This window comes from Pseudomonas sp. TYF_14, from assembly GCF_043105275.1.
Classification (GTDB): domain Bacteria; phylum Pseudomonadota; class Gammaproteobacteria; order Pseudomonadales; family Pseudomonadaceae; genus Aquipseudomonas; species Aquipseudomonas alloputida.
On sequence record NZ_JBICLK010000017.1, the window covers coordinates 1 to 13,004 of the forward strand.

10 protein-coding genes and 1 pseudogene are annotated in these 13,004 nt (G+C 62.5%); 8 read left to right on the plus strand and 3 right to left on the minus strand.

All coding sequences use genetic code 11. The features are described from left to right. The first annotated feature begins 288 nt into the window (after positions 1 to 288). From secA to ACF8O8_RS05255, 4 genes are all read left to right on the plus strand, one after another. Positions 289 to 3,024 carry a preprotein translocase subunit SecA gene (gene secA, locus ACF8O8_RS05240; RefSeq protein WP_392509329.1) on the plus strand — a complete coding sequence of 912 codons (2,736 nt, stop codon included), beginning with the start codon at positions 289 to 291 and terminating at the stop codon, positions 3,022 to 3,024. 182 nt (positions 3,025 to 3,206) lie between these two features. Continuing rightward, on the plus strand, positions 3,207 to 4,424 hold the full coding sequence (gene argJ / locus ACF8O8_RS05245; protein WP_010952461.1) for a bifunctional glutamate N-acetyltransferase/amino-acid acetyltransferase ArgJ: 1,218 nt from the start codon (positions 3,207 to 3,209) through the stop codon (positions 4,422 to 4,424). Positions 4,425 to 4,579: 155 nt separating this feature from the next. Continuing rightward, positions 4,580 to 5,212, plus strand: a complete 633-nt coding sequence (locus ACF8O8_RS05250; protein ID WP_010952462.1) for a glutathione S-transferase family protein — start codon at positions 4,580 to 4,582, stop codon at positions 5,210 to 5,212. Next, positions 5,209 to 6,153 (plus strand): Nudix family hydrolase, encoded by a 945-nt coding sequence (locus ACF8O8_RS05255; RefSeq protein ID WP_010952463.1) that lies wholly within the window; start codon positions 5,209 to 5,211, stop codon positions 6,151 to 6,153. Before ACF8O8_RS05250 ends, ACF8O8_RS05255 begins: the two co-directional genes overlap by 4 nt. Positions 6,154 to 6,185: 32 nt before the next feature. Here ACF8O8_RS05255 and ACF8O8_RS05260 read toward each other — a convergent pair whose 3' ends face one another. Genes ACF8O8_RS05260 through ACF8O8_RS05270 form a run of 3 tightly spaced genes read right to left on the minus strand, consistent with a single transcriptional unit; the run spans position 6,186 to position 9,739 of the window. Further along, positions 6,186 to 6,752, minus strand: a complete 567-nt coding sequence (locus ACF8O8_RS05260) for a cob(I)yrinic acid a,c-diamide adenosyltransferase (protein WP_010952464.1) — start codon at positions 6,750 to 6,752, stop codon at positions 6,186 to 6,188. Between the two features lies 1 nt (position 6,753). Beyond that, complete coding sequence (locus ACF8O8_RS05265) at positions 6,754 to 8,784, minus strand: ATP-binding protein (RefSeq protein ID WP_392509331.1); 2,031 nt, start codon at positions 8,782 to 8,784, stop codon at positions 6,754 to 6,756. A gap of 37 nt (positions 8,785 to 8,821) precedes the next feature. After that, positions 8,822 to 9,739: a putative 2-dehydropantoate 2-reductase gene (locus tag ACF8O8_RS05270; RefSeq protein WP_010952466.1), complete on the minus strand. Its 918-nt coding sequence runs from the start codon at positions 9,737 to 9,739 to the stop codon at positions 8,822 to 8,824. A gap of 100 nt (positions 9,740 to 9,839) precedes the next feature. Between ACF8O8_RS05270 and ACF8O8_RS05275 the strand changes: the two genes are divergently transcribed. The 4 genes and pseudogenes from ACF8O8_RS05275 to ACF8O8_RS05290 form a co-directional block, all read left to right on the plus strand. Continuing rightward, positions 9,840 to 10,325 (plus strand): YajQ family cyclic di-GMP-binding protein, encoded by a 486-nt coding sequence (locus ACF8O8_RS05275; protein WP_003251890.1) that lies wholly within the window; start codon positions 9,840 to 9,842, stop codon positions 10,323 to 10,325. Between the two features lie 116 nt (positions 10,326 to 10,441). After that, positions 10,442 to 11,284, plus strand: coding sequence for a mechanosensitive ion channel family protein (locus ACF8O8_RS05280; RefSeq protein ID WP_003251892.1), 843 nt, complete (start codon positions 10,442 to 10,444; stop codon positions 11,282 to 11,284). A 210-nt stretch (positions 11,285 to 11,494) separates the two neighbouring features. Then, positions 11,495 to 12,739, plus strand: a complete 1,245-nt coding sequence (locus tag ACF8O8_RS05285; RefSeq protein WP_392509330.1) for an MFS transporter — start codon at positions 11,495 to 11,497, stop codon at positions 12,737 to 12,739. Positions 12,740 to 12,810: 71 nt separating this feature from the next. Then, positions 12,811 to 13,004 (plus strand): annotated as a pseudogene (locus ACF8O8_RS05290) (IS110 family transposase); the annotation flags it as partial.

The following is a 13,004-nucleotide window of genomic DNA, read 5'->3' on the forward strand; positions in this document are numbered from 1 at the left end:
AGGGCTATCGATACCTCGTAGGAGCGGGTTCACCCGCGAAGGGGCCGGCACAGGCAGCCAAAGACAAGACTGGTTCTCGATAGCTTTCATGTTGCCAAGCCTTGAACTCAGTGAAAATGCCCCTATCTAAAACAGGCCCCCGCCAAAACGCTGTATCAGCATCGTGGAAATCCACCACTTTCCTCACCATCGTTTCCGGGTAGAATGCTCGTTCGCATGCGGCCTATGGGCTGCACGGGCGACTCATGGGGCCGCCCTCCATCCCTACGTGTGGAAGATCCTGCCGATATGTTTGCGCCTTTGTTAAAAAAACTTTTTGGAAGCAAGAACGAGCGTGAAGTCAAACGCATGCTCAAGACGGTGAGTATCGTCAATGCCTTCGAAGAGAAGATGGTGGCCCTCTCCGACGAGCAACTGCGGGGCAAGACTGCAGAGTTCAAGGAACGCCTGGCCAAAGGCGAGACACTGGACCAGTTGCTGCCCGAAGCCTTCGCCGTGGCCCGTGAGGCCGGCAAGCGCGTAATGGGCATGCGCCATTTCGATGTGCAGCTGATCGGCGGCATGACCCTGCACGAGGGTATGATCGCAGAAATGCGCACCGGTGAAGGCAAGACCTTGGTCGGTACCTTGGCCGTCTACCTCAACGCATTGTCCGGCAAGGGCGTGCATGTGGTCACCGTCAACGACTACCTGGCGCGCCGTGACGCCAACTGGATGCGCCCGCTGTACGAATTCCTCGGTCTGTCGGTCGGTATCGTCTCGGCCTTCCAGCCGCCGGAAGAAAAGCGCGCCGCCTATGCAGCCGACATCACCTACGGCACCAACAACGAATTCGGGTTCGACTACCTGCGCGACAACATGGCGTTCAGCCAGGACGAGAAGTTCCAGCGTGAACTGAACTTCGCCGTGATCGACGAAGTCGACTCCATCCTCATCGACGAAGCGCGTACCCCGCTGATTATTTCCGGTCAGGCCGAGGACAGCTCCAAGCTGTACATCGAGATCAACCGTCTGATCCCGCGCCTCACCCAGCACATCGAAGAGGTCGAAGGCCAGGTCACCCAGGAAGGCCACTTCACCATCGACGAGAAGAGTCGCCAGGTGGAGCTGAACGAAGCCGGTCACCAGTTCATCGAAGAGATGCTGGCCCAGGCGGGCCTGCTGGCTGAAGGCGAGAGCCTGTACTCCGCGCACAACCTGGGCTTGCTGACACACGTCTACGCCGGTCTTCGTGCACACAAGCTGTTCCACCGCAACGTCGAGTACATCGTCCAGGACGGCCAGGTTCTGCTGATCGACGAACACACCGGCCGTACCATGCCGGGCCGTCGCCTGTCCGAGGGCCTGCACCAGGCCATCGAGGCAAAAGAGAACCTGAACATCCAGGCCGAGAGCCAGACCCTGGCTTCGACCACGTTCCAGAACTACTTCCGCCTGTACACCAAGCTGTCCGGCATGACCGGTACCGCCGACACCGAAGCGTTCGAGTTCCAGTCGATCTATGGCCTGAACGTGATGGTCATTCCGCCGAACAAGCCACTGGCGCGTAAGGACTACAACGACCTGGTGTACCTGACCGCTGACGAGAAATACGCCGCGATCATCGCCGACATCAAGGAAAGCATGAAGCTGGGCCGTCCGGTGCTGGTGGGTACCGCGACCATTGAAACTTCCGAGCACATGTCCAACCTCCTGAAAAAGGAAGGGATCGACCACAAGGTGCTCAACGCCAAGTATCACGAGAAGGAAGCCGAGATCATCGCGCAAGCTGGCGCGCCAGGTGCCCTGACCATCGCCACCAACATGGCTGGCCGTGGTACCGACATCCTGCTGGGCGGTAACTGGGAAGCCGAAGTGGCTGCCCTGGAAAACCCGACAGCCGAGCAGATCGCCCAGATCAAGGCCGATTGGCAGAAGCGTCACCAGCAAGTGATCGAGACGGGTGGCCTGCATGTAATCGCTTCCGAGCGCCACGAATCGCGCCGTATCGACAACCAGCTGCGCGGCCGCTCCGGTCGTCAGGGCGACCCGGGTTCCAGCCGCTTCTATCTATCGCTGGAAGACAGCCTGATGCGCATCTTCGCCTCTGACCGGGTGAAGAACTTCATGAAGGCACTGGGCATGCAGTCGGGCGAGGCCATCGAGCACCGCATGGTCACCAACGCTATCGAGAAAGCCCAGCGCAAGGTCGAAGGCCGCAACTTCGACATTCGTAAGCAATTGCTCGAATATGACGACGTCGCCAACGAGCAGCGCAAGGTGATCTACCACATGCGCAACAGCCTGCTGGCCGCCGAGAACATTGGCGACACCATCGTCGAATTCCGCAAGGAAGTACTGGACGCTACCATCAGCCAGCACATTCCGCCGCAGTCGCTGCCAGAGCAGTGGGACGTAGCCGGCCTGGAGGCTTCGCTGGCCAGCGATTTCGCCATCAAGTTGCCGATTCAGCAATGGCTCGACGAGGACGATCACCTCTACGAAGAGACCCTGCGCGAGAAGCTGCTGAGCGAGATCACCACGGCCTACACCGAGAAGGAAGACCAGGCCGGTCTCGAGGCCTTGCGAACCTTCGAGAAGCAGATTCTGTTGCGCGTACTGGACGACCTGTGGAAAGACCACCTGTCGACCATGGACCACCTGCGTCACGGTATTCACCTGCGTGGTTATGCGCAGAAGAACCCGAAGCAGGAGTACAAGCGCGAGTCGTTCAGCCTGTTCCAGGAGCTGTTGGAGTCGATCAAGCGCGACACCATCCGTGTGCTGTCGCACGTACAGGTTCGCCGCGAAGACCCGGCCGAAGAAGAAGCTCGCCTGCGCCGCGAGGCCGAAGAGCTGGCGAGTCGCATGCAGTTCCAGCACGCCGCTGCACCGGGCCTGGGAAGCGAGCAACTGAGCGAGGAGGGTGCCGAAGTAGCGGTAGCCTCGGCGCCAGTACGCAATGACCAGAAGCTGGGCCGCAACGAGCCGTGCTGGTGTGGTTCGGGCAAGAAGTTCAAGCATTGCCACGGTCAGATCGAGTGATCTGAACCTTACGTTGTACAAGCCTGGGGCCGCTTTGCGGCCCTTTCGCAACACAAGGCCGCTCCCACAGGTACCGCGCTCGTCCATGAACGGGCGCGATCCTTGTGGGGGCGGCCTTGTGTCGCGATGGGGTGCGAAGCGGCCCCTTTTTCGACATCATCGTTTTTTCTAGGAGCGCTCTAATGGCTGTTGGTCTTGGTCCTTTGCCCACCCTGCACCCGGTTCCGGGTTTTGAACTCGGTATCGCTTCTGCCGGTATCAAGCGCCCGGGGCGCAAGGATGTGGTGGTCATGCGCTGTGCCGAAGGCTCCAGCGTGGCTGGCGTGTTCACCCTCAACGCCTTCTGCGCAGCGCCGGTGATCCTGTCCAAACAGCGTGTACAGGGCACCGTGCGCTACCTGCTGACCAACACGGGTAACGCCAATGCTGGCACCGGCGCGCCAGGCCTGGCCGCCGCCGAGCGCACCTGCGCCAAGCTGGCCGAACTGGCTGGCGTACCGGCAGAGTCGGTACTGCCGTTCTCCACCGGCGTGATTGGCGAGCCGCTGCCGGTCGAAAAGATCGAAGGCGCGCTGCAGGCCGCCCTCGACAACCTGTCGGAGAACAACTGGGCTGAGGCCGCTACCGGCATCATGACCACCGACACCCTGCCCAAGGGGGCCAGCCGCCAGTTCCAGCACGATGGCGTGACCGTCACCGTTACCGGTATCAGCAAGGGTGCAGGCATGATCCGCCCGAACATGGCGACCATGCTGGGCTACATCGCTACCGACGCCAAGGTGGCGCCAAAGGTACTCAAGGACCTGATGCTGGACGGCGCCAACAAGTCGTTCAACCGCATCACGATCGATGGTGACACCTCGACCAACGATTGCTGCATGCTGATCGCTACCGGCAAGGCCGACTTGCCGGAAGTGACCGAAGCCAGCGGCGCGCTCTTCGAAGCGCTGAAAAAGGCCGTGTTCGAAGTGTGCATGGAAGTGGCCCAGGCCATCGTCCGTGACGGCGAAGGCGCGACAAAGTTCGTGACCGTGCAGGTCAACGGTGGTGGCAACCACCAGGAGTGCCTGGACGTCGGCTACGCCGTGGCCCACTCGCCGCTGATCAAGACCGCGCTGTTCGCTTCCGACCCGAACTGGGGCCGCATCCTCGCCGCCGTAGGCCGTGCCGGTGTACCGGAGCTGGATGTGAGCCTGATCGATGTTTACCTGGACAGCGTTTGCATCGCGAGCAAAGGCGGCCGCAGCCCGAGCTATACCGAAGCGCAGGGTTCGGCAGTGATGGCCCAGGAAGAGATCACCATCCGAATCGAACTGGGCCGTGGCCAGTGCAGCGAAACCATCTGGACGACTGACCTGTCCCACGAGTACGTGAAGATCAACGCCGAGTACCGTACCTGATCTACTGATCCGAAGGCCTCTTCGCGGGCACGCCCGCTCCCACAGGTGTTGCAATGCCTGCAGGAGCGGTGCGGTCCCTGTAGGAGCGGGCTTGCCCGCGAAAGGCCGCGCAGCGGCCTGCGGGTTTTGCAAGACAAACCTGATGGAGCCGAACCATGAGCTATCACCTGATCATCGGCGACAAGCTGTACTCCTCCTGGTCGCTGCGTGGCGCCCTGGCCCTCGAGCTGGCTGGCGTGCCCTACGAAGAAACTCTGATCAAGCTGAACCAGCCTGATACCCGCCAGCGCATCCTCGCTTTCTCCTCCACCGGCAAGGTGCCGCTGCTCAAGACCGAGCACGGTGTGATCGCCGATTCCCTGGCCATCGCCGAATACCTCAACGAACAGCACCCCGACGCCCAGCTGTGGCCTGCCGACGCAGCCGCCCGCGCCCAGGCCCGTTCGGCTTGCGCGCAGATGCACAGCGGTTTCTTCGCCCTGCGCGGTGCCATGCCGTTCGACCTGTCGCGTGACCAGGCGCTGGACACTGTGCCGCTGGACGTGCAGGTCGATATCGACCGTATCGTCGCGCTGTGGTCCGAATGCCGCGTGGTGGCCAAGGACAGCGGCCCGTTCCTGTTCGGCAAGCCAAGCCTGGCCGATGCCTTCTTTGCCCCGGTGGCGGTGCGCCTGCGCACCTACCGCGTAGAAGTCCCCGCTGAGGCGGCAGCCTACATCGAGACCATTTATCAGTGGCCAGCCTTCCAGGCATGGCAACAGGCAGGCCTGGAGGAGCGTAAAGCGTGAAACGGATTCATGTAGTAGCGGCCGTCATTCGCGGTGCTGATGGCCGTATTCTGATCGCACGCCGTGCCGATACCCAGCACCAGGGCGGCTTGTGGGAGTTCCCCGGTGGCAAGGTGGAAGAAGGCGAAAGCGTCGAAGCAGCGCTTGCCCGCGAGCTGCGCGAGGAGCTGGGCATCGAGGTAAGCCGGTCGCGTGCGCTGATCAAGGTCAGCCATGACTACCCGGACAAGCAGGTGCTGCTGGACGTGCGCGAGGTCGAAGCGTTCACTGGCGAACCCCATGGTGCCGAAGGCCAGCCGCTGGAATGGGTTGCCCCGCGCGATTTGCCGCAGTACGAATTCCCCGAGGCCAACAAACCGATCGTCGCCGCTGCGCGCCTGCCGGACCAGTACCTGATCACCCCGGATGGGTTGGAGGTGCCGCAGCTGCTCAAGGGCATCCAGAAGGCGGTGGCCAATGGCATTCGCCTGATCCAGTTGCGTGCCCCGGACATGTACGACCCCAAGTACCGCGACGTGGCGGTGGATGCGGTCGGGCTGTGTGCGGGCAAGGCGCAGCTGATGCTGAAAGGGCCACTGGAATGGCTGGGTGATTTCCCGGCGGCCGGTTGGCACCTGACGGCCGCGCAGCTGCGCAAGTACGCCGCCAGGGGCCGACCGTTCCCCAAGGAGCGCTGGTTGGCGGCATCCTGCCACAGTGCCGAAGAGCTGGCGCTAGCTGAGCAGATGGGCGTGGACTTTGTCACCCTGTCGCCAGTGCAGGCGACCCAGACTCACCCAGAGGCGGTGCCGTTGGGATGGGATGAGGCGCAGCGGTTGACTGCCGGGTTCAACAAGCCGGTTTACCTGCTGGGTGGGGTAGGGCCGAGTGAGCGCGAGCAGGCCTGGGAAGCCGGGGCACAGGGTGTAGCCGGGATCCGGGCGTTCTGGCCCGAGGTTTGAGTCAAGGGGCTGCAAAGCAGCCCCCTTTAGTATCAGCCTTCAGGTTTGGGGGCGGGCTGCCACAACACTTCTGCAATGCCTTGCCGCCGCCCGATGATCCGTGCTGCCACAAAGAGCAGGTCGGAAAGCCGGTTGATATACGCCAGACCAACGCCTTCCAGTGGCTCCATGGCATTCAACTGCTGGCACCGGCGCTCTGCACTGCGCGCCAGACTGCGGCACACATGCGCCTGCGCCACCAGCGCCGAACCACTGGGCAGAATGAAGTTTTTCAGCGGCCCCAGCTCTTCGTTCCACACATCGATGGCCGCCTCCAGGCGTTCCACTTCTGCCAGGTTCAACGCCTGGTAACTGGGCATCGCCAGCTCGCCACCCAGGTCGAACAAGCGGTGCTGACACGGCGCCAGCACTGTGGTCACTTCATTCAGCCCATGCTCGGCGAGCCCCGCCAGCAGCAACCCCAACTGGCTGTTCAGGCTGTCCACCTCGCCAATCGCTTCGATCCGCGGGTGGTCCTTGGGCACCCGACGGCCGTCGCCCAGGCCGGTTTCGCCTTTGTCGCCGGTGCGGGTATAGATCTTCGAAAGGCGGTAGCCCATGTCATTGCTCCGTTCTGGCCGGCACCGCCGCTGCCGGCTGGGTGAGGGGCAGGCGTAGGGTAAAGCAGGTGCCTTGGCCTGGCGTGGATTGCACTTCCATCTGCCCCTTGTGGTTGTTGGTGATGATGAAGTAGGAGACCGACAGGCCCAGCCCGGTACCCTGGCCGATTTCCTTGGTGGTGAAGAACGGCTCGAAGGTGCGCTTGCGCACTGCCTCGGGCATGCCGACGCCGTTGTCTTCGACCTGGATTTCCGCCCATGGCGGATTTAGCCGGGTGCGCAGTGTGATGCGTCCGGGCTCGCTGGGTTGCGGGCGTTGGTGGATGGCCTGGGCTGCGTTCTTCAGCAAGTTGAGCAGTACTTGTTCCAGCTCGTTGGCGGTGCATGGGACTGGCCCCAGGTCGGGGTCGAACTGGCGCACGATGGCTTGCCCCTTGAAGTCGAAGCCGATGGCCAGATCGAAGTCATTGCCGGCAATTTCAAGCGCCTGATCGATCAGTGCCGGCAGCTCGCATGGCACCAGCTGGCGGTTGCTGCGGCGGCTGAAGCTGAGCATGTGGGTGACGATCTTCGCCGCCCGGGCGCCGGCCTGCTGAATGCCGTCGAGCAGTTGCGGCACCTCGCGGCTGTCCAGGTAGCGGTTGATCGTGGCCAGGTCGATGCCCAGCTCTTCGGCCTGTTCCTGGTTGCGCGGCAGGTCGGACGACAGGCGTCGGCGAATGTTCTGCACGTTGTGCAGGATAGCGCCCAGCGGGTTGTTGATTTCGTGCGCCATGCCGGCAGCCAGCCCCCCGACCGAGAGCATTTTCTCCGATTGCACCATCATTTCTTCCAATGACAGACGCTGGGTGATGTCGTCGATACGAATGACCACGCCGCGCCCGCCGCCGCCGGTCAGTGGGTAGAAGGTCAGGGCGTAGTGGCGCAGGTCGTCGCCCTTGGGCCAGGTTACCCGCTCGATCTTCGCCACTCGATGTTTTTCCACGGTTTCCTTCAGTTGCGGGAGGAACGGCTTCAACGGCTCGAACGCAATGAACACCGGCTGGTTAAGTGCCTCGTCCAGTGGCGTGCCGGAAAGCACCGTGGCTTCGTGGTTCCATTGGGTCACGTAAAGCTGTTCGTCGAGGGCGATCAGTGCCGAGGGCATCGAGTCGATGATGCTGTTGAGATAGTTCTGGAAACCGGTGAGCTTTTTCTCGATCTTGCTGCGTACCTGTACTTCCAGTTCCAGCTTGCGGTTGGTGTGGCGGGTTTCTTCGGCAAGGCCCTGAGCCTGGTCGTAGGCACTCTGGAACTCGTCGCGGGCGCTCTTGAGCTGCTGCTCGCGGGCCTCGATGCGCGACAGCATGGTGTTGAAGGCCTCGGCCAGGCTGCCGATTTCATCGTCGTTGCCGCGCTGGGCGCGCAAGGCGTAGCTCTCTTCGCGGGTAACCTGGCGGCTGAGCTCCTCAAGCTGGTTGATCGGCTGGGTGATCAGGCGTTTGATCTGCCGGGCGATGACGATCCATAGCAGGACACTGAACACCAGGATGCCCAGGCTGGCACTGAGTGTGCCGGTGTAGAAGGCCGTGGGCAGTTCGCTGCTGGCTACCAACAGCAAATGTGCCGGTGGGTTGGCATCGCGGGGGATGCGGATCAACTGAGTGCTGCGAAACTCCATCAGGCGCCAGCCGTCGATGTTGCGAAAACGCTTGGGCAGGGCCAGCGGCTCGCCATGCTGCAACTGCGCCAGCATTCGGCCATCGCCACCGTAGACCGCGGCGGCGCGTAGCGGTGTGTAACTTTCCAGTTCCTTGAGCAGGGCACGGGCCGTTTCCGGGGTGTCGCCGGCGCGGGCTGCAAGCTGAGGATTGGCCACCAGCCGGCCGATGGTCTGCATGGCCTGGGGCGCCATGCCTTCCTGGGTGATCCAGTAGGCGGCGCTGATGAAGGTGAGGTTGGCCATCAGCAAGATGGTCACCAGCAATACCAGCAGGGCCGCCAGCAGCTTCTGCCCGACCGGGAGGTTTTCCAGGCGTTGGCGCAAGGTCATGGGCAAGGCAATGTCCGTATCCGGTTGAAGGGCCGCGTCAGTCGCAGGGCAAACCACGCGCGCGCAGGTTTTCGACCAAGCGCTGCAGCAGGTGTTCCAGCTGCGGCAGTTGCAGGCCATGACGGCCCGCAGCGCGGCAAGCATGGCCGAGCAGGTAGTGCAACTCGGTGCGCCGTCCTGCATGCACGTCCTGGTACATGGAAGAGTAGTTGGCTGCGGTGGCGAGGATTACCCGCTGCACTTCTTCCTCCAGCCCCTCGGCTGCTTGCGGCTGGCCGCAACGGCGCAGCAGGCGGGCCAGCTCGACGCACAGGGCCTGCACTTCACCCAGGTGCCCCAGCAGCCCGCCATTCTGGCAATCATGAAGCACGGTCAGCGGGTTGATGGCGCAATTGAGCGCCAGCTTGCGCCACAGGCGGGTCAGTATGTCTACTGTCCATTCTGCGGGGATACCGGCCTCGTGCAGGTCATCGAACCAGGCGGGGATCATGGGGTTACGTGGGTCGCCCAGCCAGTTGAAGCCATGGCCGGCAAAACGCACCTGCCAGTCCCCCTCGCGGAAGGCGCCTTCGGTGCTGGAGGCGAAGATGCAGCGAGCGTGAGGCACCAGGTCGGCGACTTCATCCTGGCTGCCCAGGCCATTCTGCAACAGCAGCACTTCGGCGCTCTCGGCCAGCCGTGGCGCTACACCGGCAATCGCCGGGGCAGCGTCATAGGCCTTGCAGGCCACCAGCAGCCGGTGGATCGGGCCTTGCGCTTGTGCCGTTTCGGCCGGTATGGCGTAGCGCCGGGTTTGGTCCTGCTCGACCAGGGTCAGGCCACCGGCCTGCTGATAGGCCTGCAGCCGTTGCCCGTCACGCAGGATCAGGCGCACAGCCTTGCCGGCGCGTGCCAGCCGGCAGGCCCACAGACTGCCAAGGCTACCGGCGCCGAGAATATGCCAGGTGCTGCTCATATGCGTTTCGCAACCCGTTATAATGAGCCCGCATTTTAACCTTCAAACCCAGCGCGCTCCATCTTCAGCCTGAGCGCGCTTTTATTTTGGGAGAACAACCATGCCTTCGTTCGACGTGGTATCGGAACTGGACAAGCACGAAGTGCAGAACGCGGTCGACAACGCCATCAAGGAACTGGACCGCCGCTACGACCTCAAGGGCAAAGGCACCTTCGAGTTCAAGGACAAAGAGCAGACCGTGATGCTCACCGCCGAGGAAGAGTTCCAGCTCGAGGCGATGCTGGAGATCCTGCGCCTGGCATTGGTCAAGCGCAAGATCGACGTGAAGTGCCTGGAAACCAAGGACCCCTACGCCTCCGGCAAGGAAAAGAAACAGGAAGCCAAGTTCCGCGAAGGCATCGACAAGGACCTGGCCAAAAAGATCGTTGCCACCATCAAGGATGGCAAGCTGAAAGTACAGGCCGCCATCCAGGGTGAGCAGGTACGGGTAACCGGCAAGAAACGTGACGATCTGCAGGAAGCCATTGCCCTGCTGCGCACCAAGGAATTCGACATGCCGCTGCAGTTCAACAACTTCCGCGACTGATGCGGGGGTGGCCCGGAACCCCGATGGCCAAATGATGTCCATGGGGGCCGGGGTTGCGTAATAACACGCGCGGCCTGTTCAACCGTGTACTTGCCGCTCGGCATCAGGAGATGAATATGGATTTGAACGCTGAAGTCGATCAGCTCGTCCGCCAATCCCAGACGTGGATTCCCTTGATCATGGAATACGGCAGCCGTGTGCTGCTGGCACTGCTGACCCTGGCGGTCGGCTGGTGGATCATCAACAAGGTCAGCGCCCGCCTCGGTAAGCTGGTGGGCCTGCGCAACGCCGACCTGGCGCTGCAGGGCTTCATCAGCACCCTGGCGAACATCGTGCTGAAGGTGCTGCTGTTGGTCAGCGTGGCCTCGATGATCGGCATCGAGACCACCTCGTTCGTCGCCGCCATCGGTGCCGCAGGCCTGGCCATCGGCCTTGCCTTGCAGGGCAGCCTGGCGAACTTCGCCGGTGGTGTGCTGATTCTGATGTTCCGCCCGTTCCGTATCGGTGACTGGATCGAGGCGCAGGGCGTTGCCGGCACCGTCGACAGTATCCAGATCTTCCACACCGTGCTGCGCACCGGTGACAACAAGACGGTCATCATGCCCAATGGCAGCCTGTCCAACGGCATCATTACCAACACCAACCGCCAGCCGACGCGCAAGGTGGTGTTCGATGTGGGCGTTGACTACGAGGCCGACCTGCAGAAGGCCCGCAATGTGTTGCTGGAACTGGCAAAGGACCCGCGTGTTCTGCAAGACCCGGCACCGCAGGCGGTCGTGTCGACGCTGGGCGACAGCTCGATCACCGTATCGCTGCGCTTGTGGACCAAGACCTCCGATTACTGGGACGTGATGTTCATGCTCAACGAGTATGCGCGTGACCGGTTGAAGGCCGAAGGGATCGACATTCCGTTTCCGCAGCGGGTTATTCGCGTGGTGCAGGAGACTGCAACGCAGTAATGTCGCGTTCAAGCCGGGGCCGCTTTGCGCCCCTTCGCGGGCAAGCCCGCCCCTACGAGGACATGCGTGTTCTGTGTAGGAGCGGGCTTGCCCGCGAAGGGGCGCAAAGCGGCCCCAGCTTTTTCCGACCCTGATTACACTTGCTCACAGCAATTTCCAGCCATTTCTGGCATATAGCGTGACCCCGCCCGCCACACCCGATACGCCATCATGAAACCACTGCTGTATATCACTCCTCTGCGTGCCTTGCTGTTCGGCCTGACTCTGGCCCTGTTCGAACTGCTGACCTACCTGGCCAGCGACGCGGTCATGCCGGCCATGCCGGTCGTGGTCAGCGACCTTGACGCCAGCCCCGAATTCATACCCCATGCCCTCAACCTGTACTTGCTGGGGGGCGTGGTACTGCAATGGCTGATCGGCCCGTTGGCCGACCGTTATGGACGGCGCCCGCTGCTGCTGGTCGGTTGCGCATTCTTTGGCCTGGCCTGCCTGGCTACCTTCTGGGTCCAGGACATCGGCCTGTTCAACCTGTTGCGTCTGTTGCAGGGCATTGGCCTGGGCTTTGTGGTCACCGTCAGCTACCCAGCCCTGAACGAGGCTTTCAGCGAGGCTGATGCTGTACGCATGATGGCCCTGCTGGCCAACATCGCCTTGCTGTCGCCCCTGCTCGGGCCGCTGGTGGGCACCTTGCTGCTGCAATGGCTGGACTGGCGCTGGCTGTTCGTGGCATTCGCCATCGGCGCGGTGCTGGCCTGGCTGCTGCTGTACCGGTTGATGCCGGAAACCCTGGGCGTGGAGCGCCGTGACGGCTCGCGGCTGGCGTTCACGCCGATTCACCTGCTGCCACTGTTGGCGGGCTATGGCCAGTTGCTGGGCAACCGCCGCTTCGTTGCAGGCAGTGCCGCCCTTGGGTTGGTCGGATTGCCGCTGATTGGCTGGATTGGCCTGTCGCCGGTGCTGCTGATTCACGATGAGGGGTTGAGTACCCTGGAGTATGCCTTGTGGCAGTTGCCGGTTTTTGGCGGGCTGATCCTCGGTAACCTGATCATCAACCGTATTGCCGATCGCTACCCGCTGCCAGCCCTGGTGCGTGGCGCGCTCTGGCCATACCTGGCTGGCCTGTGCCTGATGGTGCTGGCGACCTGGTACTGGCCGAGCGTGACCAGTGTGGTGGCCGGCATGTCGCTGTATGCGCTGGGGTTGGGCGTGGCCAATGCGGTGCTGTACCGCATGACGCTGTTCTCCAGCGAACAGAGCAAGGGGCTGGTTTCGGCCATGCTGGGGATGATCACCATTGCCTTGCTGGGGCTTGGCGGAGCGCTGCTGGCGATGATTGGCGCCGGTGCCAGCTTGCTGCATTTTGCCCTGGCGGCGGGGGTGGCGGGGGCGTTGGCGCTGTGGCCGCTGTGGTTTGTGGTGGGTGGGCGGCCTGGGGAAGGGGCTGTAGCTCGATAATCGGTATTGCCGGGGCCGGCCTCTTCGCGGGTAAACCCGCTCCTACACAGGGCCGCGCCGCTTTGTAATCGATGGACTCGCCCCCGCCGAGGCATCACAGTGCCACGGTGGTGTTCGAAGAAGCCAACGGCAGCGAGGGCGAGACCATGAAAAAGCATAGTTCGAAACACGATTCCCTGTCTTCCACTGATGTGGAGCTTTGCACAACCATCTGCGTAGACCTGGCCAAACAGGTCTTCCAATTAGCAGGCGAGGACGCTACTGG